Genomic DNA, 22,024 nt, shown 5'->3' on the forward strand with positions numbered 1-22,024 from the left:
CCGCCGACAGGTCAGGACAGCGGCACGGTCCAGGCGTCGTACTCGTAGAGCCAGTCGGCGTCGGTCGAGTCGCGCAGCCAGTCGTTGCCGCGCGAACCCAGCTGGACACGGCGGGTCCGGTCCAGCCGCGCCGCCTGGTACGCCTTCAGCGCCACTTCGGCGTCGGAGTACTCGGCCAGCGCGCGGGCCAGGACCACGGCGTCCTCCACAGCCATCCCCGCACCCTGGGCCATGAACGGCATCATCGGGTGGCAGGCGTCGCCAAGCAGGGTGTGCCGCCCCGCCGACCAGGCCGGCAACGGGTCGCGCACGTAGAGGGCGGACTTGAGCACGCTGTCGCACGCGTCCAGCAACGCCCGCGCCTCCGGGTGGAACCCGGAGTACACGGCGCGCAGCTCGGCCACATCACCGGGGGCGGTCCAGGACTCGGCACGCCACTCCTGCTGGGCGGTCGTGGCGAACACGAACACGTCCCGGCCGCGGTTGAGCGGGAACGTGACGATCTGCGTGTCCGGGCGCGGTCCCCACCACTTGGTGAAGCAGTCCAGATTGGGCACGTCGACGCGCTCGGCCGGGACCACCGCGCGGTAGGCCACGACGCCGGTGAATTCGGGGCTCTCCGGGCCGAACAGGGCCGTGCGCACCACCGAATGGATGCCGTCGGCCCCGACCAGGACATCCGGCTGGAACTCCGCGCCGTCCGCGAAGGACAGCCGGGTGCGGTCCTGGTTGGACAGTCCGACCAGCTTGCTGCCCAGCCTGACGACGCCGTCCGGCAGCGCTTCCGCGAGTGCGGCGAGCAGGTCGGCCCGGTGCATGGTCAGCTGGGGCGAGCCGTACCGCCGTTCGGCCACGCCGGCCATCGGCAGCCGGGAGGTCTCCGCACCGGTGTCCCAGGTCCGGCTGATCCGGTAGCGGGGCCGGGCCGCGGTCTCCCGCAACCGCTCCCCGACGCCGAGACCGTCCAGCGCGCGCACGGCGTTGGGGGTGAGGTTGATGTCGGCGCCGACCCGGCCGAACGCCGGTGCCTGTTCGAAGACGACGGCCTCGATCCCGACGCGGCGCAACGCGATGGCCGCGGCGAGACCACCGATGCCGCCGCCGACGATGCCGACCGTGCCCGGTGCGGGCGTGCTCATGACGTTCCTCCTTGGACTGCTTGGGGGGCCAGCTGGGTGAGGTCGTGCCCCACCACGATGCGGCCGGAGTAGTGCGGCCGGACCCGGCGGGCCCAGGCCTCGTCGCTCAGGTGCCGGGGATCGGCGGGGCCGACGTGGCTCAGGGCCACGCAGCGGGCGCCCGCGGCGGCGGCGAGCCGGCCCACGTCGGCGGGCGCGGTGTGCGAGGCGGCGAGGAAATCGAGCAGCTGGTCGGAGTAGCCCAGTTCGCGGTAGAAGCCCGGTTCCATCGCCTCGTGCACCAGCAGGTCGGCGTCCGCGGCCAGCTCGCCCACCGCGTCGCTGCGCGCGGTGTCGCCGGAGAAGGCGACCACACCGTGCTCGGTCTCGAAGCGGAAACCCAGCGCGAGGTGCAGCGGCGGGTGCGGCACGGCGCGGGCGGTGACCCGCACCCGGTCGTCCTCGTGCACCAGCACCTCGCCCGCGGGAACGGCGAGTTCATGCGTCCGCACCAGCTTCGCGAGCGGCGGGCGCGTGCTGGTCCGCTCGCGCACCGCTATGTCCTGTCCGAACGCGGACAGGCAGCCCGCCACCAGCCCGGAGATCCCGGCCGCGCCGCCCGGTTCGGGGCCCGGCCCGTAGACGTCGACCGGCGCCACGACACCCGCGTTGGCCGGTCCCCAGCCGAGCAGGAACAGCGAGAACAGGTCGACGACGTGGTCGGAGTGCAGGTGCGTGACGAACACGGCGGCCAGATCGCGCAGCGCCAGCCCGGACTGCGCGTACTTGCGGACGGTGCCGTAACCGGCGTCCACGAGGTACACGCGGTCGCCCACCACCACGGCGCTCGCGCAGCCCTGCCGGCCGGCGACCGGGTAAGGTCCGGCAGCCGTGCCCAGCAGGATCACCCGTAGCGGCGCCGGGCCGAGATCGCCACGCAGGGTGACGGCGTCGGGCGGAACCGTCACGGCGAGACCTCCTCGAGCGTGCGGCCCGAGGTCTCCTCGGCGAACACGGCGGCGACGATCGTGCCGACCAGGGTGAGCGCGCCGATCAGCAGGAACACCGCGTCGAGGTGCGCGCCGCCGGCGTAGACGAGGCCGACCAGGATCGGCCCGGTGATCAGGCCGAGCCGGTTGAGCACGCCGCCCATGCTGCAGCCGAGCGCGCGGCTGCGGGTCGGGTACAGCTCCGGCGTGTAGAGGTAGAGGCTGATGTTGACGGCGAAGTTGAACAGCGCGGCCAGCGACGACAGCACGATGAGCTTCAGCGGGCTGTCCGCGCCGATCACGCCCAGCACGACCAGCATCGCGGTGGTGCCGCCGAGCCCGGCGGCCAGCACGACCCGGCGGCCCAGCCGGTCGACGACGAGCGCCGCGATGACGCAGCCGATGAGACCGGCGGCCGAGGTCGCGGTGCTGTACCACAGCGCCTGGCCGATCGACACGTGGAACACGCCCCGGTAGATGGTGGGCAGCCACGAGGTGATGCCGTAGTTGGCCAGGTAGCCGACGAACCACAACGTCCACAGCACGAGGGTGCGGCGCCGGTAGCGGCCGGTGAACAGCTCCCGCAGCCCGCCGCGGCGGACCGGTTCGGCGACCGCGGTGGTCGCGGGCGCGGGCGCGGGCAGTGGTTCGCCCGTCGCGGCGGACACCCGTCGTTCGATGTCGGCCATCGTGGCGAGGGCCTGCTCGTGCCGTCCGCGGGCGGCGAGCCAGCGGGGTGACTCGGGCACCCGGCGCTGGAGCACGACCGCGACGAGGCCCGGAACGGCCGCGCACACGTACAGCGTCGGCCAGCCCCAGTGCGGGATCACCCAGGCCGCCACGAGCGCACCGACGGTGAGCCCGGCCGGGAACACCACCTCGTAGAGCAGGACGAACCGGCCGCGCCGGCCGGCCCGGCTGATCTCGCTGATGTAGGCGGCCGCGGTGGGCACCTCGCCACCGATCGCCAGGCCCTGGACGAAGCGCAGGACGAGGAACGGCAGCAGCGACGTGCACAGCGCCATGCCGAGGCTGCACAGCGCGGTCAGGGCGACGCACACCGAGATGACCCGGACCCGGCCGACCCGGTCGGCCACCCAGCCGGACGCGAACGCGCCGATGAGCATGCCGACCGAACCGATCGTCAGGGTCGCCGTCCCGGCACTCGTGGACATGTGCCACTCCCGGCTGATGACCGGCAGGGTGTAGGCGATGAGAAGCTGGTCGAAGGCCTCGAAGAACGTCACGATGCCGACGATCAGCCGGACGCCGATCTGCCATCTGGACATCGGCAGGCGCTCCAGCCGCGCCGCGATGTCACGCTGCGCGGTGCCGGGTGTGGCGGCGGTACTCATGTGGCCCTCCTTTGGACCTACGGCTACGCCGGAGCGTAGTCACAACTACGCCGTTCGGGTGACAAGCGGGGTTGGTTCGGGCAGCCGTCGCCGGGCTGCCAGGAGGCCGGCGTCATCGCACGGCCCCGGATCGGTCAGTCGCGGGTGAGGCCGTGCATCGGCGAGGTCGGCGGGTAGGTGGGCAGCTGCGGCTTCTGCGCGCCGATGATCACCGCGAACAACGCGTCGGTCGCCCCGATGTTGCGCAGGCTGCGCGGCACCCCGGCGGGCACCCGGATCAGATCGCGGTAGCCCAGCACCCGGCTGGCGGTCCTGGTGCCGTCCTCCACGTCGTGCACCGTCACCTCCAGCTCACCCTCCAGGACGAAGAACACCTCCTCCACGTCGTGGTGCGTGTGCTCCGGCCCCACCGCCCCCACCGGCAACCGCATGTTGGAGAACGTGAAGTGCTCCGAGGGCAGGATCCGGTTGTCCGTCTCGTGGTTGCCGGTGGCACCCGACCCGATGTAGCGCACCTGCGCCCGGCGGAACTCCTCCCCCGCCTTGGCCTGAAAACCCAGCGTCTCCCAGTCCTCGAACCGCGACTCGCGGGTCGCGATGCAGGAGTCGATCAGTTCCTCGAGGTGCTGATGCCCGGCTTCGGTCGTGGTCATCGCTGACACTCCTTTCAATGTCTTAGCTCTAAGAGAGCCAGCGATAAGGGTTGTAGCATCGCGGCTGTGACCCACACAACCCCTTGACATCCAGATTTTTCCGATACCGCAGCGGATCAAGGCCGATCGGTCACAGGGTCCCGGCACGTCCCAGCGCTTGCCGAGAGCAGAATCTTAGAAGTAAGCTAATGGGCGCCGACGGGTTGCCGTCACGAACCCCCGGGGAGGACGGCGTGGACCGAAGCCGGACACCCGCGAGCCCGGTCCCAACCGTGCAACGTCCCCGGGGAGCGGCCGGAGTGGTGCCGCAGCACGTGCAGCCCGGATCCGGCGGCCGAGCCGCTTCTGCCGAGGTAGCGGCGACCAACAGCACGGCACCGCGTCGAACACGGCACCGCGTCGAGCGCTTCCCGCCCATGACGCCGGGCACCGCGCTCGGCGCAGCCGGTCGTCCGTCTTGCCGCCTTCACGACGTCCGCCCGGCGGGACACGTCGAGGCGAACTACCCTTCCGCCTGGAGCTCGGACACCTCGAGGGAGTGCTCCAGCTTGCTCAGCAGCTTCGCCAGCTGCGCGCGTTCGTTCTGGGTGAGTTCCGCCAGCATCCGGCGCTCGTTGGCGAAATGCGCCTCGACCACCTTGTCGGTCAGCGCCAGGCCTTCCGGTGTCAGTCCGATGTAGACGACGCGCCGGTCCTCGAGGTCCCGTTCACGCCGGACGAGCCCCGCAGCCTCCAGCCGGTCGACCCGCTGGGTGATGCCACCGGTGGTCAGCAACGTGGTGTCCGCCAGATCCCCGGCGGTGCGGCGGTAGGGCTCCCCCGCCCGGCGCAGGGCGGTGAGGATGCCGAAGGCCGAGATCGAGACGTCGAAGCGACCCAGGACCCGCGTCAGCTGGTGCTGGTACCGGTCGAAGGCACGGTGCAACCGCCCGAACACCGCCAGTGGCGAGGCATCGACCCCGGGTATCTCGCGGCGCCACTGCTCCAGCATCAGATCCACGGCGTCCGGATGGGACACCTGTCGCCTGGCCATCGACTCACCCCCGGTGATTATTTCTCGCGTAAGTATATCAGCGCTAAACCAATCCACAGATGGGCGAGGCCGGGACACACCGGGCCCCGCCGAGGGCTACGGCGGGCCGGCGCGCAGTCCCGGGAGGGAGCGGTCCGCGCATCCCCGGGCCACCAGTCACGGCCGGCAGCAGCGGCCGAGGATCGTGACCCCGGACGCGGTCCTCAGCCGAGCCGGTCGGTCGCCGCGATGACCCTGGCCAGTGCGGCGTGCAGCTGCTGCAGCTCGGCGACCTCCATGCCGAGGGTCTCCACAACGCGGTAGGGGATCTTCTCGGCCTCGGCGCGCAGCGCGCGGCCGGCGTCGGTCAGATCGACCGTCAGCGCCCGCTCGTCGGAGCGGTTGCGCTCCCGGGTCAGGTATCCCAGCGCCTGCAGCCGCTTCAGCAGCGGCGACAGCGTGGCGGGCTCCGCGCGCAGTGTCCCGGCGAGGTCCTTCACCGACCGGGGCGCGCGGTCCCACAACGCGAGCAGCACCAGGTACTGCGGGTGCGTGAGCCCGTACGGCTTGAGCAGTGGCCGGTAGATGCCGATGACGCTGCGGGAGGCGACCGACAAGGCGAAGCAGACCTGCCGGTCCAGTGCCAGCGGGTCCTCGCCCAGGTCGATTTCGGTCATGTGGCTCAGCCTACCTCGCGCGCTGATAGTTAATGCACTAACGATTAAGGTACTGTGCACCACGTGACCGAGCGCCGACGCCCCCACCCGTTCCTGTGGCTCTGGTACGCCATCGGCGGCCGCCTGCCCGACGAGCACCGCACCTGGGTCCTGCACGACGTGACCACCCGGAGCTGGCTGTGGCGCCACGCGGCGCGAGCGTCGGTGCTGCTGCTGCCGCTGATGCTGGTCTGGTTGCTGCTCCCCGGCCCGCTCACCCTGCGGCTGAGCCTGGTGCTGATGGCGGGCCTGGTCGGCTTCTTCTACTCCCTGGTCTACGCCGAGGAGAGCGGCGAGAACCGGCTGCGCAAGCACGGCTACCCCTACGGCACCGGGCGGCAGGTGCGCACCCAGGCCCGGGACGAGGCGGAGCGCGAGGTCAAGGAGCGCTACCTCGCGCGCTACCGCCGTCCCGAGTGACCGGCCGCGGAACCGGGACGAACGGCCCGGGGAGCTAGCGTTCGATGGCCTGGTGGGCGCGCCGCAGCTGGAAGGCGAACCACAGCTCGCCGATCCCGCGCACCAGCAGCGCGATGCCGAGCCAGATCGCGAGGGTGAGGATCGTCAGGCCCGGCCAGACCAGCGCCACCACGCCGATCAGCAAGGTGACCACGCCCAGAGCGAGCCACAACCCCCACAACGGCAGGCGCCGCCGCCAGGTCAGCGCCGCGGCGATCTGGCCGATCCCGCCGACGACGAACCCGGCGCCCACGAGCACCGCCAGCGCCAGCAGCGTGATACCCGGCCAGGCGAGCGCGATGACGCCGACGACGATCCACAGGACGCCCAGCAGGTAGAACGGCCAGCGGGTGCGGTGCCGGCCGGCGGTGATGATCTCGTCGGCGCCCTCGGCGAACAACGCGATCGCGACGAGGATGGCGAGCGTGCCCACCGCGGCGGCCAGGTTGGCCAGCAGGAGGACCCCGAGGACCGCGGTGGCGACCCCGAGCAGCGCGACCGCCCACCACCGGCCGGTGACCCGCCGGAGTTCACCGGCCATCCCGTCGCCGTAGGTCATCCGGAACGCGCCGTGAGATTGGTGGACGGCCATGCCGGTTCCCCCTTCCGCACTCCTCGCGCACCACGCTAGGGCCGCGGCGGCCACCCCGCTACCCAGGACACCACCGGAGAGCGGCGGTGCAGGCGCCCGGTGATCGGCTCGGCCCCGGTCACCGGCGCCGCCCGTTCGCCGGGTGGACCGTGCTCGCCGCGCGCGGTCCGGTTCGGACAGCCGCTGCCGCTGGGCGTCCGCGTGCGCCGGGCCCGCACCCACCGGTGACCGTCCGCACCGGCGCTCCACCCTCCAGGCCGGCGGGATCACCAGGCCCGGTGCCCGCGGCTGCCCGGCGATCACCCGTCGGGGCAGGAGAACCGGCCCGAAGGGGGGAGGTTGATCCCTCCGGGCCCCGGGTAGATCTTTCGCCGTGACCACGGCAGGCACGATCACCGACACCCTCCCGTCCCCCGGCCCGTACCGGCTCCACCGGCGCCGCACGACCACGACCGCGTTGAGCTGTCTGGGAATTCTGCTCGCGTCGGCGTTGCTGCCCGGGCCCATGACGCACACCGCGCACGCCGCGACCGCCCCGCGCGCGCTGCTGGAGCAGAACTTCCCGGACCCCGACGTGCTCCGGACCGGCTCGGCCTACCACGCCTTCGCCACCTCCGGGTCCGCCGGCCGGGTGCCGGTCGCGGTGGCCGAGGACCCCGACGGGCCGTGGCGGGTGACCGGGGACGCCCTCGCCGCCGATCCGTCCTGGGTGGACCCGGCGGGCGGCTACTGGGCGCCGGACGTGACCAGGCGGGCGGACGGCTCCTTCCTCATGTACTACTCGGCGGTGTCCACACGCGACGGGCACCGCTGCATCGGCACGGCGGTCGCCGGCTCCGTCACCGGCCCCTACCAGCCCACCGGCGACGGACCGTTGATCTGCGATCCCGGCGACGGCGGCGACATCGACCCGCAGACCTTCCAGGGCCGCGACGGCACCCGCTACCTGCTCTACAAGGGTGAACACCCGGGCGGCGGCCCCTCGGCGATCTTCGTGCAGAAGATGACCCAGGACGGCGGCGCGACCACCGGGCCGCGCACCGAGATCCTGCGCGCCGACCGGCCGGAGGAGAACGGTGTCGTGGAGGCGCCGGTGATCGTGCAACGCGGCGGCCGGTTCGTGCTGTTCTACTCCGCCGACGACTTCCGCAACGCCACCTACCACACCCGCTACGCCACGGCGAACTCGCTGACCGGCCCCTACACCAAAGCCGATCAGCCGCTGCTGACCACCGACTCCATCGGTCACGCGGCCGAGGGCCCCGGTGGCGCGGACGTGGTCGACGGGCGGATCTACTTCCACGGCTGGCTGAACGGGCAGCGCTCCGAACGCGGGCTGTTCGACCTGGACCTGGAGTTCGTGCGCGGCGTACCGCAGGTGTCCTAACCGGACTCGGCGGCGAAGCGGCGTTCCAGGTCGTGCACCTCGGGCAGTCCGATCAGGTCGGTGAACTCGCCGAACGACGGCAGCCGCGGCAGCGCGGCGGCGGGCGTGCCGTCCGCGCGCACGGTCTCCAGCAGGGCGCGCACCGCCGCGGTCGCCGCGAGCAGCGCCCCGATCGGGTACAGCACCAGCGAAAAGCCCAGTTCGCCGATCCGCTCCAGCGACAGCGGGGGCGTGCGCCCGCCCTCGGCCCAGTTGAACACGAGCGGGGCCACCCCGGACAGCTCGCGGGCGACCGTGGCGAGGTCCTCCTCGCTGGTCGGCGCCTCCACGAACAGCAGGTCCGCACCGGCGTCGGCGTAGGCGCGGGCGCGGTCGACGGCGTCGGCGAGCCCGTGCACCGCGGCGGCGTCGGTGCGCGCGATGATCACGAAGTCCGGGTCCCGCCGGGCGGCGACCGCGGCGCGCACCTTGCCGGCCATCTCCTCGCGGGGGATGACCGCCTTGCCGCTGAGGTGCCCGCACTTCTTCGGGCTGACCTGGTCCTCCAGGTGGACGCCGGCCACCCCGGCCTGCTCGTAGGCCCGCACGGTCCGGACCACGTTGAGCGCGTTGCCGTAGCCGGTGTCGGCGTCGGCGATCACCGGCACGTCCACGGCGGCGGCCAGGCGCCGCGCCTGGTCCACCATCTCGGTGCCGGTCAGCAGGCCGACGTCGGGTCGCCCGATCAGGGACGCGGTGGCACCGAACCCGGTCAGGTAGACCACGTCGAAGCCGGCCTGTTCGATCAGCCGGGCGGAGAGCGCGTCGTAGGCACCGGGCGCCACCAGCGGTCCCGGGGCCGCGAGCAGCTCGCGCAACCGCTTCCGGGGTGGTGGCCCCGAGCCCAGCAGATCTCCCACCGCGTCCTCCCGCTGTCCGGTCCCGTCGAGGTCCGTCACCTACGCTAGTCCCCGGGGACGGCAGCGCACCGGGTGGACAACGTCGCAACGTTCGTGCAACGTTCTAGCTGTCCGAGCGGGGTGAGTGAGGGGTGGCGGGATGCGGACCGTGACAGGCCCGGCGGATCGGATCGTCGTGGTCGGCGCGGGGTTGTCCGGGCTGGCGGCGGCGCTGCACCTGGCCGGGCGGGGACGGCAGGTGACCGTGGTCGAGCGCGAGCCGGTGCCCGGTGGGCGGACCGGGCGGCTGGACCTCGGCGGCTACCGGATCGACACCGGACCCACGGTGCTGACGATGCCGGGCATCGTCGAGGAGACCCTGGCCGCGGTCGGGGACAGCCTGGCCGGCCGCCTCGACCTCGTCCCGGTCACGCCCGCCTACCGGGCTCGCTTCGCCGACGGCAGCAGCCTCGACGTGCACAGCGACGCCGAGGCGATGACCGAGGCCGTCCGGGCGTTCGCCGGCCCGTCCGAAGCCGCCGGCTACCGGCGCCTGCGCGACTGGCTCACGCGGCTCTACCGCACCGAGTTCGACCGGTTCATCGCTGCGAACTTCGACTCGCCGCTGGCACTGGTGACCCCGCACCTGGCGCGGCTGGTCGCGATGGGCGCCTTCGGGCCGCTGGACCGCAAGATCGGGCAGTTCGTGCGCGACGAGCGGTTGCGCCGGGTGTTCTCCTTCCAGTCGCTCTACGCCGGACAGTCGCCGCAGCACGCCCTCGCCGTGTACGCGGTGATCGCCTACATGGACACCGTGGCCGGCGTGTTCTTCCCGCGCGGTGGCATGCGCGCGCTGCCCGACGCCCTCGCCGCGGCCGCCGCGGATGCCGGCGTGGAATTCCGCTACGGCACCGAGGTCACCGGACTGGACCGGTCCGGCTCCCGGGTCAAGGCCGTGCACACGACCGACGGCAGCCTGCCGGCCGACGCCGTCGTGCTCACCACCGAACTGCCGGCCGCCTACCGCCTGCTCGGCCGCACGCCGCGGCGGCCGGTGCCGCTGCGGGCCGCGCCGTCGGCCGTCGTCGTGCACGTCGGCACCCGGCGGCGCTGCGACACCGCGCACCACACCATCCTGTTCGGCGCGGCGTGGCGGCGGACGTTCCACGAGCTGATCTCCCAGGGACGGCTGATGAGCGACCCCTCGCTGCTGGTCACGCGGCCCACGGCCACCGACCCGGCGCTCGCCCCGGACGGGCGCGAGCTGCTCTACGTGCTGGCGCCCGCGCCGAACCTGGCCCGCGGCGCGGTGGACTGGGACCGCGTCGGGGACGCCTACGCCGACGAGGTCCTCGGGCACGCGGCGGAGCGGCTGCTGCCCGGTCTGGACGGGACGATCGAAGCCCGGCACGTGGTCACGCCGGCCGGCTGGGCACGGCAGGGCATGCTCGCCGGCACGCCGTTCGCGCTGGCCCACACCGTGGCCCAGACCGGCCCGTTCCGCCCGCGCAACCTGGTGCGGGGCACCGGCAACGTGGTCCTCGCCGGCGGCAGCACCGCCCCCGGGGTCGGCGTGCCGACGGCGCTGATCTCCGGGCGGCTGGCCGCCGACCGGATCACCGGGGTGACGCTCCCCGCGGCCCGGCCGGTCGTGGTGACGGCCCGATGAGCGGCGCGCTGGACGCCGCCGGCATCACCGAACCGCGGCTGCGCGAGTCCTATCTCCGCTGCCGCCGCCTCAACGCCCAGCACGGCCGCACCTACTACCTGGCCACCCGGCTGCTGACCAAACCGCAGCGCCCGGCGGTGCACGCGCTCTACGGGTTCGCCCGGTTCGCCGACGACATCGTCGATTCCGCGCCACCGGGCAGTGATCCCGTGCACCGGCTGGAAGCGCTTTCCGCCGCGCTGCTCACCGGTCTGGACACCGGCCACAGCGACGACCCGATCCTCGCCGCGGTGGTGGACACCGCGTCCCGCTACGGGATCCGGCGCGACCTGTTCACCGCATTCCTCGACTCGATGCGGATGGACCTCACCATCACCGGCTACCCGGACCGGGCGGCGCTGGATCGCTACGTGCACGGCTCGGCCGAGGTGATCGGCCTGCAGATGCTGCCGGTGCTGGGCACCGCGGGCGAGCCGGACGAGGCCGCCCCGTACGCAGCGGCGCTGGGCAAGGCGTTCCAGCTGACGAACTTCCTGCGCGACGTCGCCGAGGACCTCGACCGGGGCCGCGTGTACCTGCCCGAGGACGAGCTGGCCGCGTTCGGCGTCGACCGCGAGCTGCTGACCTGGTGCCGCCACACCGGTCGCACCGATCCGAAGGTCCGCGCGGCGCTCGCCGCCCAGCACGCCACCACCCGGGCGATCTACACCTACGCCCGCGCGGGCATCGACCGGCTGCACCCGGTGTCCCGGCCGTGCATCACGACCGCCCTGGTGCTGTACTCGGAGATCCTGGACCGGATCGAGGCGGCCGGGTTCGCGGTCTTCGCGCACCGCGCGCGGGTCGGCCACGGCCGCCGCGCGCGGCTGGCGGTCTCCGGGCTGGTCCGGGCGATGTGGGCCAGACGGGGACGGCGGGCGGCCGGGCTGACCGCGGCGGCGACGGAGAGGTGGGCGTGAGGTGGACCGCTACCAGTACCTGCTCGTCCTGGCGGGGTGCGTGCTGATCACCCTGCCGCTGGAGTTCCTGGGCGCGCGGGTGTACCGGCGGCCGGTGGCGCTGGCGCGCGCGGTGCTCCCGGTCGCGCTGGTGTTCGTGGTGTGGGACGCGATCGCGATCGCCTGGCGGGTGTGGTGGTACAACCCCGACTACGTCACCGGGGTGCGGCTGCCGTTCGCGATCCCGCTGGAGGAAGTGCTGTTCTTCCTGGTCATCCCCGTGTGCGGGGTGCTGACCTACGGGTGCGTACAGGCGATGCTCGCCCGGCTGCGCGCGCCGCGGAAGGTCCGCCGGTGACCGGGCTGGGGTACACCGTGCCCGCCGTGCTGGCGGTGATCGCGGTGTGCGTGTGGGAGCTGGCGTACCTGCGCACCGGGCTGTTCCGCAAACCGGCCTACTGGATCGCGATGGTGATCGTGATCGGCTTCCAGATCCCGGTGGACGGCTGGCTGACCAAGCTGAGCGCGCCGATCGTGCAGTACGCGCCGGAGCACACCAGCGGCCTGCGATTCCCGTGGGACATCCCGGTGGAGGACTTCCTGTTCGGGTTCGCGCTGGTCACCGCGGTGCTGCTGCTGTGGGAGCGGCGCACCGGCAGGCAGGAGGACTCGTGACCCTGGACCGCACCGGCCTGGCCCGGCACGAGGTGCCCGCCGCGTTCGACACCGGCGCGGCCGCCTACGACCGGCTGGTCGGCGCCAACCCCGGCTACCACCGGCACCTGCGGCTGTCCGCGCGCCGGATGCAGCTGCCCCACGGCGGCCGGGGCCTGCGCCTGCTCGACGCCGGGTGCGGCACCGGTGCGTCCACCGCCGCGCTGCTGGCGGCCGCGCCGCACGCCGAGATCGTCGCCGTCGACGCGTCCGCCGGGATGCTCGCCCAGGCCCGGCGCAAGTCCTGGCCGCCCACCGTCCACTTCGTCCACAGCCCGGTCGAGGGCCTGGCCGCCGCGGGCGTCACCGGGCCGTTCGACGGCGTGTTCGCCGCGTACCTGATCCGCAACCTCGCCGACCCGGGCGGCCAGCTGCGTGCGCTGCGGGCGCTGCTCAAACCCGGCGGCACCTTCGCCGCGCACGAGTACGCGGTGCGCGACTCCCGCGTCGCGACGCTGGTCTGGCACGCGGTGTGCTGGAGCGTCATCATTCCGGCCGGGCGGCTGGCCACCGGGGACGCGACCCTCTACCGGCACCTGTGGCGCAGCGCGCTCACCTTCGACGGCGCCGCCGGGTTCCGGCGGCGGCTGGCCGACGCCGGGTTCACCGCCGTGCACAGCGAGACGATGACCGGGTGGCAGCGCGGTGTCGTGCACACGTTCCTGGCCACCAATCCCGGGGAGGAGACCGCGTGAGGGACCGTCGCGCCGTCCGGCACCGCGCGCCCACCGGTGCCGCGGACGCCGGCACCCGGCCGCACCGGCCGTCGGTGGTGGTGGCCGGCGGCGGGATCGCGGGCCTGACCGCCGCCACCGCGCTGGCCGAACGCGGGGTCACGGTCACCGTGCTCGAGCGCGAGAACGAGCTCGGCGGCCGGGTCGCCGCCTGGCGCGAGCAGCTGCCCGACGGCAGCACGGTGTCCATGAGCCGCGGCTTCCACGCCTTCTTCCGCCAGTACTACAACCTGCGCGCCCTGCTGCGCCGCGCCGACCCGGGCCTGGCGCGGCTGACCCCGGTGCCGGACTACCCGCTGGTCGACGGCGCGGGCCGGCGCGACACCTTCCGCGGCCTGCCGCGCACGCCGCCGTGGAACGCGCTCGCGTTCGCGCTGCGCAGCCCCACGTTCCGGCCGGCCGACCTGCTGCGGCTCAACGCGCGGGCGGCCGCACCGCTGGCCGCGGTGTCGGTGCCGGAGACCTACGAGCGGCTCGACGGGATCGACGCGCAGACGTTCCTGGAACGCATCAACTTCCCGCCCGCTGCCCGGCACCTGGCGTTCGAGGTGTTCTCCCGCAGCTTCTTCGCACCGCCGTCGCGCATGTCCGCGGCCGAGCTGGCGACCATGTTCCACCTGTACTTCCTCGGCTCGTCCGAAGGGCTCGTGTTCGACGTGCCGGACGCCGCGTACGACACCGCGCTGTGGGAGCCGCTGCGGGTGTACCTGCTGCGGCTGGGCGTGCGGTTCCACCACCGCACCCAGGTCCGCACCGTGGCGCGGGACGGCGCGCGATGGCTGGTCGACGGGGTGCCCGCCGACGGGGTCGTGCTCGCCACCGACGTGGCCGGGCTGCGCTCGATCGTGTCGTCGTCGCCGGACCTCGCCGACGACGACTGGCGGGCCCGCGTGCTCGGGCTGCGCACCGCCCCGCCGTTCCTGGTGCACCGGCTGTGGCTGGACCGTCCCGTCGCGCCGGACCGGCCCGCGTTCCTGGCCACCGGCGGGCTCGACCCGCTGGACAACATCAGCGTCCTGGACCGCTACGAGCGGGAGGCCGCCACCTGGGCCCGCGATCGTGGCGGCTCCGTCGTGGAGCTGCACGCCTACGCCTGCAGTAGCGACACCGACGGGACCGTCCCGGCGCTGCGCACACGGCTGCTGCAGCGCCTGCACCAGCTCTACCCGGAGACCGCGCACGCCGGGATCGCCGGTGAGCTGGTGCAGTGGCGGCAGGACTGCCCGTTGTTCGGGGTGGGCGACTTCGCGCGGCGGCCCCGGGTGCGCACGCCGTTCGACGGGCTGGTGCTGGCCGGGGACGGGATCCGCATCGACCTTCCGGTCGCGCTGATGGAACGGGCGGCCACGACCGGCTGGCACGCCGCGAACTGCCTGCTCGCGCGGTGGGGGCTGGCCGGCCACGAACTGACCACCGTGCCGGTCCGCGGGCGGTTCGCGCCGCTGCGGGCCCTGGCCTCGCTAGGAGGGTGAGATGGCGCCGCGCTGGCCCCGGGACTGGCCGTTGCAACCGATCCCGCGCCTGCCGTGGGCCCGGCAGGAACCGACCTACCGGGACGCCCGGCCGTCGCTGATCGAGGCCGCGCTGAAGCGGGCCGAGGCGCGGCCGTCGGGCAACTGGTACGTGTTCGCGGGCGCGCGGGACGTGCGCGCGGACCGCCCGTACGGGTTCTCCGTCGCCGGGACCGAACTGGTCGCGTGGCGGGACAGCGCGGGGAAACTGCTGGTCGCGCCGGGTGCCTGCCCGCATCTGGGCGCACCGTTGGCGCTGGGCCGGGTCGACGACGGCGGGTTGCGGTGCCGGTGGCACGGGCTGCGGGTGGACGAGCGGTCGTGCCTGCCCGCGTTCGACGACGGGGTGCTGGCGTGGGTGCGGCTGGACCGGGCGGGCGGTGAGGAACCGCTGGCGGCGCCGGTCGTGGTCGAGCGGCCCGCGGCCGGGGTGGACTCGGTGGCGCAGCTGGTCGGGGTGTGCGAACCGCGGGATGTGATCGCGAACCGGCTCGACCCGTGGCACGGTTCCTGGTTCCACCCGTACTCGTTCACCCGGCTGTCGGTGCTGTCCGCGCCGGCCGAGGGCGAGGTGGCCGAGGCGGACGACCGGTTCGCGGTGTCGGTGACCTTCCGGGTCACCCCGGCGCTGGGTGTGCCGGTGACCGCGGAGTTCACCTGCCCGGAGCCGCGGACGATCGTCATGCGCATCACCGGTGGCGAGGGTGCCGGCAGCGTGGTCGAGACGCACGCGACGCCGCTGGGCCCGGGCGCCGACGGGCGCCCGCGCACCGCGGTGATCGAGGCCGTGGTGGCGGCGTCGGACCGCCCCGGCTTCCGGCTCGCGCGGGCGGCCGCTCCCCTGCTGCGCCCGGTGATGCGCCACGCGGCGGCCCGGTTGTGGCGGGACGACCTCGCCTACGCCGAGCGCCGCTATCAGTTGCGCGCGCGGGACTGGGCCACCCGGTCCGACGCCGGCCACACGTAGGGCAGATCGTCCGGCACCCCGGGGAAGAACCGCCGGTAGTGGTCCTGGTCCTTGTGCAGCAGGGCCGACTGGTGGCTGCGGTGGAAGCCCGGATCACCGAGCCACGGCGGCATCTCCCCCGCCTCGTGCAGTGCCTGCTCGTCACGCGGCTGCGCCACGCCGGTCGCGCGCAGCAGGTCACCGGTCAGCTTCACCGCGCACGTGTCGGCGTGCCCGGCCGCGCACCAGACCCGGCACACCTCCAGGCCGTACCGCGTCAGCGCCTCCTCGTACCCGGTCCACATCTTCGCGGCCGGGTGGTGCCGCCACCCGTAGCCCGGCACCGTCAGCGCCCGCAGCACCTGCAAGGTCTCCACGCGCTGCTTGCCCAGGCGCCGGCTGTCCAGGACGCGCGCGGTGTCCGCGAACCCCGGGTAGGGCAGGAAGGTCTGCATTCACCCCACCCATTCGTCCGGCGTCGCCTCGTGACCGTCCACCCCCCGTGACCGCCGCTCACGTTTCAGTTCCGCCTCGAACAGGTGCCGCCACCCGCCGGTCAGCTCGCGCGCCCGCTGCTCGAGCGCGCGGAACGGCTGGTAGTAGGTGTCGTCGAAGTCCTCGACCACCTGGAACGTCCAGCGGCCCGGCAGCACGTTGCGGCCCACCAGCTCCCGCGCGACACGGTCGGCGAACTCGCCGTGACCGGCCACGCGCAACAGCTCCACGGCCTCGCCGACGGCGAAGTCGGCGGTGCCGGTCATGCGGTGGAACTGGTAGAGGTGCCCGCGGGCCACCTCGAGCGTCTCCAGCGCCTCGGTGAGCTTGCCGACCGCCTCCACGGTGGCCCGGTCGTAGCGGCCGGCCTCAGGGGCGTCGTCGTCGAGTCGGGTGTCTGTCATGGGTGCCGGATACCCACTACAAACCGTTTCACAACCGTTGCGACGTGAGCACCGGTTCACGCCGGGGCCGGGTGCGCGACACCGCGACCCCGGCCAGGCACAGCACGCCCCCGGCCAGGGACAACCAGGCCGGCACCTCACCGAGTACCGTCCACGACATCAGCACCACGACCGCCGGGACGGCGTAGGTGGTCGAGCCCATCTTCCCCGCGGTGGTGCGGGCCAGCGCGTAGGCCCAGGTGGTGAACGCCAGGGCGGTCGGGAACACGCCGAGGTAGACCACGGCGAGCACCGCCCCGGCCGGTGCCGCGGCGAGTTCGCCGGCCAGCTGACCGGCGAACGGCAGGCACGCGAGGGTGCCGGTGAGGCAGCCGAACGTGGTGACCTGCAGCGCCGAGGCGTGCCGCAGGGCGGGCTTCTGGCCGACGACCCCGCCGGCGTAGGTGATGGCGGCGACCACGCACAACACGACGCCGAGTACCGACGCGTGTCCGCGCCCGGACATCGACAGCCCCACGACCACCGCACCGGCGAACGACACGGCGAGCCCGGCCAGCAGCCGCTTCGGGAAGCCCTCCCGCAGCAGACGCCCGCCGAGCAGGGCGATGAGGATCGGCCCGATGTTGACCAGCATCGCGGCCGTGCCCGCATCCACCAGCTCCTCGCCCCAGTTCAGGACGACCATGTAGGCGCCGAACCAGAGGAGACCGGAGATCACGATGCCCGGCCACGCCGCGCGCCCCGGCAGCCCCGCCCGCCGGAGGCCCAGGAAAACGAGGAGGGTGACACTCCCCGCGGCGAGCCGCCCGAGCGCCAGTGCCCCCGGGGAGAAGTACTGACCGGCTGCCCGGATGGCAACGAAAGCCGACGCCCAGAGCACAACGGTGACCCCCGCCGCGGCCACCGCCCGGCGATCCCTGCTGACCTGCATACTCCTACGCTATTCGGGTGACGTTCCGGTGTCCGGCGAATTTCGGACACCTCTCACCCAGCGTGAGCACTCAGGCCCTATAGCGCACTGTTGATCACCCCCGGTGACCCACCCCCCGGTCACGGCGCTCCGCCGATGGGCTACTCTTGTGCGCACAAGAGAAGAGCAGGTCCGAGTGGCGGAATGGCAGACGCGCTAGCTTGAGGTGCTAGTGCCCGTAAAGGGCGTGGGGGTTCAAGTCCCCCCTCGGACACAGTTTCGTGGCAGATCTGCCACATCTGACGTATAAGTGCTTGAGTGCACTCCACCACCTGATTGCGGCATGTAGGCCGCGTCCGTGTGTCTCCCGGCGGTGGTCCTCGTGACCGGCGCCGTGATCAAGCCGGTCATCCCGGCTACTCCTTCCCCGCGCGATGGTCATGCCGCTGTCGGCATCGGGACCACCCGTCGAACGCTGCCGCTCCCAGCAATGGCGGCACCTCGCACGAGCGACGTCGTGTACGGGATGGCGGCGGTGGACTGCCGGGGCCGCGTAGCCGATCGAACGGTGCTGACGGCGCTGTCCTGGGCACCGGGCGACCGCTTGGACATCCGCGAATCTCACGGCCTCCTCCTCGTTCGCCGCGACGACCACGGTGTGTTCAGCGTGACGAAGCAGGGGCACCTTCGGCTGCCCGCCAACGTTCGGCACCGGTGTGGCCTGGTTCCCGGCGACCGCGTCCTCCTGGTCACCGACTCCCAGCGGGACCTGCTCATCGTCCACCCGCCCGCAGCGCTCGACGACCTCCTCGCCCATCGCCACACCGAGGTACGGGGCGGTGATCCCGCATGACGACACCGTCCTCCGCCGACCTGGACGCCGCGCGCCTGCTGCTGACACGAATGGGCCTCTCCCGCCGCAACGCCTGCGGCGGACGTAGCGCTGGCGAACATCTCATCGCCGCCCTGCGCTGCCTGTACCGGCACGCCGAAGACGACGGGCTCATCGACCCAGCCGACAATCCGGCCACGAAGGTCGCCAAACCACGCCGCCTGCCCTCCACCCGCCGCGCGGTCGCCCACACCCGGCTGGCCGAGATCAACCACGTCGCCGCCACCACCGGCAACGACCCCGCACTCGACAGCCTGATCCTGCGCCTGCACACCGAAACCGCCTGCCGACGCGGCGGCGCACTCGCGCTCCGCCCCCAAGACCTCGACCCAGACCAGTGCCTGATCTTCCTGCGTGAGAAGGGCGAAACGGTGCGCTGGCAACCGGTGTCACCAACCCTGATGACCCACCTCCAGCACCACGCCGACCAACGCCACGCCCCACGCGACGGCCAACTCCTCCGCTACACCGACGGCCGGCCGATCACCACCAGGCGTTACGACCACCTCTGGACAAGAATCGGCAAACACCTCCTCCGGGTCGCTACCCAGCAAATCTCCACCCACTGGCTCCGCCACACCACCCTCACCTGGGTCGGACGCAACTTCGGCTACGCCGTCGCCCGCGCCTACGCGGGACACACCGACCACAACAACGACGCCGGCACCACAACGACCTACGTCCGAGCCAGCATGGAAAAGAGCTTGCCGCCGCGCTCGCCGCTCCCACCGGTGAACCACACCCCCTCGCCTAGTTCACAGCTGCCGCAACCTCTTAGGCGTGAACTATGTACGCGATAGCGCGTTGACCTGCGAAAATGCGACTCCTGCAGGTAAACGCGGGTTCAGGTGAGTTGAGGCACGTTCCAGCCCGTTGTGTGCACAGCGCTGCTCCCAGCAGCCTGGTGTTTCGCGTGCGCACACCGCTCGCTCGACACGGCACATAGCCGTGCGAACGACGAGCAACGTCCAAATTGCGTCCTGGGTGATCTGGGCGGTGTTGCAAACCCGAGCGCGGCCAGCGCTCCGTCCTCGGCCACCTTGTCGACCGCGGCGACCGTGGTGCTGCAAATCTCGCTGGCCGCGGACGGCCAGCGCTGCCCGGGTCGTCGATCCGGTCGTGCGTCCTGGTGTCGTTGCGATCCTCGCCGACCGCCGACGGCCAGCGCTGCCTGTGGTCCTCGTTCGTCCGGGCCTGTCTGAAGAGGGTGTTGCGATCCTCGCTGGCCGCGGACGGCCAGCGCTGCCCTGCCTCACCAGGCACCCAGGCGGCAAGCCCGGCATGGACACGCATCAGACTCTCATCAAGGAAGACGACACGCCGACCACAGCATCGGAACCTCCCGGCGTGTCGCTTCACGCCACAGGTTCCCAACCCTGCACGCCAAGTACTTGGTTCACCGGCCGGCGGGACCTGGCCGTGGCCCGCCGAGCAGTACTGGCGGACGCGGGCCGGACTGAGGTGAGACTAGCTTGTCCGGTTTCTGACACATGTCACGGCCAGGTCGTGCGGATCATCGCTACCAGCGAAAACGTCACGAGACCAGCATTGTCGGCATGACGAACCGAACTGTGACCGACCCCGGCGCCCGCGAGAAGCTGCACATTGCCAGGACGCTGCTCGGCGGCTACGCGGCCGTGGCCGTGCTGACCCTGTTGGCGATCGTGGTGTTCAGCGGCAACCCTGACCTCGTCACCGGCGCGGTGTGGATCCGCGGCTCGATCCTCGCGGCCGCGTCGCTGGTGACCTTCGCGCTCGGGGTCTCCATGGCGAACGGCTCGCGCGGCAACTACCGGCGGGTGAAGATCATCGCGCTGGCCCAGGTGGTGGCGATCGTGGTGATCGAGTGCATCCCCGGTTCCTTCCCGGTCTGGTTCAAGATCGCGAACGGGGTGTGCGGGGCGCTGCTGGTCATCGTCGTCCTGCTGACCCTCTCCCGCAGCGTGCGCGCCACCTTCGCGGCCTAATACGGTTCTCGCTGTGGACGAACTGCGCGGCGTGGACGAGCGGCGCCGGCTGCTGCTCTCCCTCGGCATGCTCTGCTACCCGTTCCTGGCGGCCGCGGGCGTCAACCAGTACGCGCACGGCGCAGGTCTCGTGGTCGGCTACCTGCTGCTGGTGGCCATCTCCGGCTGTTACCTGGCGCTCATGATCGCCTCGATGCGGTCGGCGTGGCGGGTCTACTGGTGGCTGGTGGCGGTGATGACGGTGCTGGCCGTGCTGCTCGCGCCGCTGGCCCACGAGGGCGTGCTGATCCTCGCCGCGGTGATCGTGCCGTCGGCGGCGGCACGTGTCGGGGTCCGGACGGCGGTGGCCGTCGTGGCCCTGGGTGCCGCGACGTGCGTGGTGGTGCCGATGGTGGTGCCCGGCTGGAACACCGGCGGGAGCTGGTACTTCGCGGTGGCGGTGGTGTTCACCGCACTGCTGGTGCTCGCCTTCAGCCGCACCGCCACGGCCAACCAGCAGCTGCGCGAGGCGAGGGCCGAGGTGGCGCGCCTGGCGTCGGAGGCCGAGCGCAACCGGATCGCCCGCGACCTGCACGACCTGCTCGGCCACTCGCTCACCGCGATCACCGTGAAGAGCGCGCTGGCCAGAAGACTGGACCCGGACGCGGCACGAGCCGAGATGGAGTCGGTGGAGCAGCTGGCCCGGCAGGCGTTGTCCGACGTGCGGGCCGCGGTGTCCGGGTACCAGGACGTCACGCTCGCCGGCGAGCTGGCCAAAGGCCGGGAACTGCTGCGGGCGGCGGGCGTCGCGGCCGACCTGCCGACCGCCTGCGACGTGGTGCCACCGCGGCGGCAGGAGCTGTTCGGCTGGGTCGTCCGGGAAGGGGTGACGAACGTGGTGCGGCACGCGCGGGCCGGTCGCTGCACGGTGGAGCTCACCGCGTCCTCGGTGGAGGTGCGCGACGACGGGGTGGGCGGCCCTCCCGGTGAGGGGTCCGGTCTGGACGGTCTGCGGGCCAGGGTGACCGCGGCCGGTGGCGTGCTCACCGCCGGTCCGACGCAAACCGGCGGGTGGTCGTTGCGGGTGGAGGCGGCATGACGATCAGGCTGCTGCTGGCCGACGACCAGGAGCTGATCCGGCAGGCGCTCGGCGTGTTGCTCGACCTCGAACCGGACTTCGAGGTGGTGGCCTCGGTCGGCCGCGGCGACGAGGTCACGGCCGCGGCGCTGGAACACCGCCCGGACGTCGCGCTGCTGGACATCGACATGCCGGGGCTGGACGGCCTGGCGGCCGCCGCCGTGCTCACCGCGCAGGTGCCCGACTGTCGCGTGGTCATCCTGACCACCTTCGGCCGCACCGGCTACCTGCGCCGCGCCATGGAGGCGGGCGCCGTCGGGTTCGTCGTGAAGGACGCCCCGGCCGACGCGCTGGCCGACGCCATCCGGCGGGTGATGGCGGGCGAGCGCGTGGTCGACCCGGCACTGGCCGCGGCCACGCTGGCGGCGGGCGAGTCACCGTTGACCGCGCGCGAACGCGACGTGCTCATCGCCGTCCGCTCCAGCGCCAGCGTGGCCGAGATCGCGGCGCGGTTGTACCTGGCCGAGGGCACGGTGCGGAACTACCTGTCCGGAGCGACCACGAAAACCGGTACCCGCAACCGGATGGAGGCGTTGCGGGTGGCCGACGAACGCGGATGGCTCTAGCG

Annotated in this window: 25 protein-coding genes and 1 tRNA gene; 15 read left to right on the plus strand and 11 right to left on the minus strand. The window is 72.7% G+C overall.

Annotation, left to right across the window (positions count from 1 at the left end):
- Positions 1 to 11 precede the first annotated feature (11 nt).
- The 6 genes from FHX46_RS15925 to FHX46_RS15950 all read right to left on the minus strand — a co-directional run bounded on the left by FHX46_RS15925 (position 12) and on the right by FHX46_RS15950 (position 5,804).
- A complete protein-coding gene (locus tag FHX46_RS15925) occupies positions 12 to 1,139 on the minus strand; it encodes an FAD-dependent monooxygenase (protein ID WP_167115250.1) in 1,128 nt (375 codons plus the stop codon).
- A complete protein-coding gene (locus FHX46_RS15930) occupies positions 1,136 to 2,086 on the minus strand; it encodes an MBL fold metallo-hydrolase (RefSeq protein WP_167115253.1) in 951 nt (316 codons plus the stop codon). Before FHX46_RS15930 ends, FHX46_RS15925 begins: the two co-directional genes overlap by 4 nt.
- Positions 2,083 to 3,462 carry an MFS transporter gene (locus FHX46_RS15935; RefSeq protein WP_167115255.1) on the minus strand — a complete coding sequence of 460 codons (1,380 nt, stop codon included), beginning with the start codon at positions 3,460 to 3,462 and terminating at the stop codon, positions 2,083 to 2,085. Before FHX46_RS15935 ends, FHX46_RS15930 begins: the two co-directional genes overlap by 4 nt.
- Before the next feature lie 134 nt (positions 3,463 to 3,596).
- Positions 3,597 to 4,115 carry a cupin domain-containing protein gene (locus FHX46_RS15940; protein ID WP_167115258.1) on the minus strand — a complete coding sequence of 173 codons (519 nt, stop codon included), beginning with the start codon at positions 4,113 to 4,115 and terminating at the stop codon, positions 3,597 to 3,599.
- 502 nt (positions 4,116 to 4,617) lie between these two features.
- On the minus strand, positions 4,618 to 5,148 hold the full coding sequence (locus tag FHX46_RS15945) for a MarR family winged helix-turn-helix transcriptional regulator (protein WP_167115261.1): 531 nt from the start codon (positions 5,146 to 5,148) through the stop codon (positions 4,618 to 4,620).
- A gap of 203 nt (positions 5,149 to 5,351) precedes the next feature.
- Entirely contained in the window at positions 5,352 to 5,804 is a 453-nt protein-coding gene (locus FHX46_RS15950; protein ID WP_167115264.1) for a MarR family winged helix-turn-helix transcriptional regulator, read from the minus strand.
- A gap of 63 nt (positions 5,805 to 5,867) precedes the next feature.
- Between FHX46_RS15950 and FHX46_RS15955 the strand changes: the two genes are divergently transcribed.
- Positions 5,868 to 6,263, plus strand: coding sequence for a DUF5313 family protein (locus FHX46_RS15955; protein ID WP_167115267.1), 396 nt, complete (start codon positions 5,868 to 5,870; stop codon positions 6,261 to 6,263).
- Positions 6,264 to 6,297: 34 nt separating this feature from the next.
- On the opposite strand, the gene FHX46_RS15960 is transcribed toward FHX46_RS15955, so the two are convergent.
- The gene (locus FHX46_RS15960; RefSeq protein ID WP_167115270.1) at positions 6,298 to 6,894 is read right to left on the minus strand and encodes an HdeD family acid-resistance protein; all 597 of its coding nucleotides are present in this window, start codon (positions 6,892 to 6,894) and stop codon (positions 6,298 to 6,300) included.
- 373 nt (positions 6,895 to 7,267) lie between these two features.
- On the opposite strand from FHX46_RS15960, the gene FHX46_RS15965 reads away from it, so the two are divergent.
- On the plus strand, positions 7,268 to 8,281 hold the full coding sequence (locus FHX46_RS15965) for a glycoside hydrolase family 43 protein (protein WP_313886154.1): 1,014 nt from the start codon (positions 7,268 to 7,270) through the stop codon (positions 8,279 to 8,281).
- On the opposite strand, the gene FHX46_RS15970 is transcribed toward FHX46_RS15965, so the two are convergent.
- Positions 8,278 to 9,219 (minus strand): isocitrate lyase/PEP mutase family protein, encoded by a 942-nt coding sequence (locus tag FHX46_RS15970; RefSeq protein WP_167115273.1) that lies wholly within the window; start codon positions 9,217 to 9,219, stop codon positions 8,278 to 8,280. The two genes, FHX46_RS15965 and FHX46_RS15970, sit on opposite strands and share 4 nt — an antisense overlap.
- 100 nt (positions 9,220 to 9,319) lie before the next feature.
- On the opposite strand from FHX46_RS15970, the gene crtI reads away from it, so the two are divergent.
- From crtI to FHX46_RS16005, 7 genes are read left to right on the plus strand one after another with little or no spacing between them, the layout of a single operon-like run.
- The gene (crtI, locus tag FHX46_RS15975; RefSeq protein ID WP_167115277.1) at positions 9,320 to 10,828 is read left to right on the plus strand and encodes a phytoene desaturase family protein; all 1,509 of its coding nucleotides are present in this window, start codon (positions 9,320 to 9,322) and stop codon (positions 10,826 to 10,828) included.
- Positions 10,825 to 11,787: a phytoene/squalene synthase family protein gene (locus FHX46_RS15980; protein WP_167115280.1), complete on the plus strand. Its 963-nt coding sequence runs from the start codon at positions 10,825 to 10,827 to the stop codon at positions 11,785 to 11,787. The genes crtI and FHX46_RS15980 overlap by 4 nt, the downstream gene beginning before the upstream one ends.
- A 1-nt stretch (position 11,788) precedes the next feature.
- Entirely contained in the window at positions 11,789 to 12,124 is a 336-nt protein-coding gene (locus FHX46_RS15985; RefSeq protein ID WP_167115283.1) for a lycopene cyclase domain-containing protein, read from the plus strand.
- Entirely contained in the window at positions 12,121 to 12,441 is a 321-nt protein-coding gene (locus FHX46_RS15990) for a lycopene cyclase domain-containing protein (RefSeq protein WP_167115286.1), read from the plus strand. The genes FHX46_RS15985 and FHX46_RS15990 overlap by 4 nt, the downstream gene beginning before the upstream one ends.
- Positions 12,438 to 13,175, plus strand: coding sequence for a class I SAM-dependent methyltransferase (locus FHX46_RS15995; RefSeq protein ID WP_167115289.1), 738 nt, complete (start codon positions 12,438 to 12,440; stop codon positions 13,173 to 13,175). The genes FHX46_RS15990 and FHX46_RS15995 overlap by 4 nt, the downstream gene beginning before the upstream one ends.
- Positions 13,172 to 14,686, plus strand: a complete 1,515-nt coding sequence (locus FHX46_RS16000) for an FAD-dependent oxidoreductase (RefSeq protein ID WP_167115292.1) — start codon at positions 13,172 to 13,174, stop codon at positions 14,684 to 14,686. The genes FHX46_RS15995 and FHX46_RS16000 overlap by 4 nt, the downstream gene beginning before the upstream one ends.
- A gap of 1 nt (position 14,687) precedes the next feature.
- Positions 14,688 to 15,692, plus strand: a complete 1,005-nt coding sequence (locus FHX46_RS16005; RefSeq protein WP_167115295.1) for a DUF5914 domain-containing protein — start codon at positions 14,688 to 14,690, stop codon at positions 15,690 to 15,692.
- On the opposite strand, the gene FHX46_RS16010 is transcribed toward FHX46_RS16005, so the two are convergent.
- The 3 genes from FHX46_RS16010 to FHX46_RS16020 are packed head-to-tail and all read right to left on the minus strand — an operon-like array spanning position 15,641 to position 17,501.
- Positions 15,641 to 16,126: an MSMEG_6728 family protein gene (locus FHX46_RS16010; protein ID WP_167115299.1), complete on the minus strand. Its 486-nt coding sequence runs from the start codon at positions 16,124 to 16,126 to the stop codon at positions 15,641 to 15,643. The genes FHX46_RS16005 and FHX46_RS16010 overlap by 52 nt on opposite strands.
- Positions 16,127 to 16,570, minus strand: coding sequence for a hypothetical protein (locus FHX46_RS16015; protein ID WP_167115302.1), 444 nt, complete (start codon positions 16,568 to 16,570; stop codon positions 16,127 to 16,129).
- Positions 16,571 to 16,598: 28 nt separating this feature from the next.
- On the minus strand, positions 16,599 to 17,501 hold the full coding sequence (locus FHX46_RS16020) for a DMT family transporter (RefSeq protein ID WP_167115305.1): 903 nt from the start codon (positions 17,499 to 17,501) through the stop codon (positions 16,599 to 16,601).
- A gap of 169 nt (positions 17,502 to 17,670) precedes the next feature.
- Here FHX46_RS16020 and FHX46_RS16025 point away from each other — a divergent pair.
- The 6 genes from FHX46_RS16025 to FHX46_RS16050 all read left to right on the plus strand — a co-directional run bounded on the left by FHX46_RS16025 (position 17,671) and on the right by FHX46_RS16050 (position 22,022).
- Positions 17,671 to 17,754 (plus strand) — tRNA-Leu (locus FHX46_RS16025).
- A gap of 108 nt (positions 17,755 to 17,862) precedes the next feature.
- Positions 17,863 to 18,333, plus strand: coding sequence for an AbrB/MazE/SpoVT family DNA-binding domain-containing protein (locus FHX46_RS16030; protein WP_243871280.1), 471 nt, complete (start codon positions 17,863 to 17,865; stop codon positions 18,331 to 18,333).
- Positions 18,330 to 19,172, plus strand: a complete 843-nt coding sequence (locus tag FHX46_RS16035; protein WP_243871281.1) for a tyrosine-type recombinase/integrase — start codon at positions 18,330 to 18,332, stop codon at positions 19,170 to 19,172. The genes FHX46_RS16030 and FHX46_RS16035 overlap by 4 nt, the downstream gene beginning before the upstream one ends.
- A 756-nt stretch (positions 19,173 to 19,928) precedes the next feature.
- Entirely contained in the window at positions 19,929 to 20,339 is a 411-nt protein-coding gene (locus tag FHX46_RS16040) for a hypothetical protein (protein WP_167115308.1), read from the plus strand.
- A gap of 13 nt (positions 20,340 to 20,352) precedes the next feature.
- Positions 20,353 to 21,417, plus strand: a complete 1,065-nt coding sequence (locus FHX46_RS16045) for a sensor histidine kinase (protein ID WP_313886155.1) — start codon at positions 20,353 to 20,355, stop codon at positions 21,415 to 21,417.
- On the plus strand, positions 21,414 to 22,022 hold the full coding sequence (locus FHX46_RS16050; RefSeq protein WP_167115311.1) for a response regulator transcription factor: 609 nt from the start codon (positions 21,414 to 21,416) through the stop codon (positions 22,020 to 22,022). Before FHX46_RS16045 ends, FHX46_RS16050 begins: the two co-directional genes overlap by 4 nt.
- Positions 22,023 to 22,024 lie beyond the last annotated feature (2 nt).

This window comes from Amycolatopsis viridis (genome assembly GCF_011758765.1).
Taxonomy (GTDB): domain Bacteria; phylum Actinomycetota; class Actinomycetes; order Mycobacteriales; family Pseudonocardiaceae; genus Amycolatopsis_E; species Amycolatopsis_E viridis.

Coding starts and splice junctions, on each gene's coding strand:
- FHX46_RS15925 (WP_167115250.1), bottom strand. CDS start 1,139: ATGAGCACGCCCGCACCGGGCACGGTCGGCATCGTCGGCGGCGGCATC.
- FHX46_RS15935 (WP_167115255.1), bottom strand. CDS start 3,462: ATGAGTACCGCCGCCACACCCGGCACCGCGCAGCGTGACATCGCGGCG.
- FHX46_RS15940 (WP_167115258.1), bottom strand. CDS start 4,115: ATGACCACGACCGAAGCCGGGCATCAGCACCTCGAGGAACTGATCGAC.
- FHX46_RS15945 (WP_167115261.1), bottom strand. CDS start 5,148: ATGGCCAGGCGACAGGTGTCCCATCCGGACGCCGTGGATCTGATGCTG.
- FHX46_RS15950 (WP_167115264.1), bottom strand. CDS start 5,804: ATGACCGAAATCGACCTGGGCGAGGACCCGCTGGCACTGGACCGGCAG.
- FHX46_RS15960 (WP_167115270.1), bottom strand. CDS start 6,894: ATGGCCGTCCACCAATCTCACGGCGCGTTCCGGATGACCTACGGCGAC.
- crtI (WP_167115277.1), top strand. CDS start 9,320: ATGCGGACCGTGACAGGCCCGGCGGATCGGATCGTCGTGGTCGGCGCG.
- FHX46_RS15980 (WP_167115280.1), top strand. CDS start 10,825: ATGAGCGGCGCGCTGGACGCCGCCGGCATCACCGAACCGCGGCTGCGC.
- FHX46_RS16005 (WP_167115295.1), top strand. CDS start 14,688: ATGGCGCCGCGCTGGCCCCGGGACTGGCCGTTGCAACCGATCCCGCGC.
- FHX46_RS16010 (WP_167115299.1), bottom strand. CDS start 16,126: ATGCAGACCTTCCTGCCCTACCCGGGGTTCGCGGACACCGCGCGCGTC.
- FHX46_RS16015 (WP_167115302.1), bottom strand. CDS start 16,570: ATGACAGACACCCGACTCGACGACGACGCCCCTGAGGCCGGCCGCTAC.
- FHX46_RS16020 (WP_167115305.1), bottom strand. CDS start 17,501: ATGCAGGTCAGCAGGGATCGCCGGGCGGTGGCCGCGGCGGGGGTCACC.
- FHX46_RS16035 (WP_243871281.1), top strand. CDS start 18,330: ATGACGACACCGTCCTCCGCCGACCTGGACGCCGCGCGCCTGCTGCTG.
- FHX46_RS16040 (WP_167115308.1), top strand. CDS start 19,929: ATGACGAACCGAACTGTGACCGACCCCGGCGCCCGCGAGAAGCTGCAC.
- FHX46_RS16050 (WP_167115311.1), top strand. CDS start 21,414: ATGACGATCAGGCTGCTGCTGGCCGACGACCAGGAGCTGATCCGGCAG.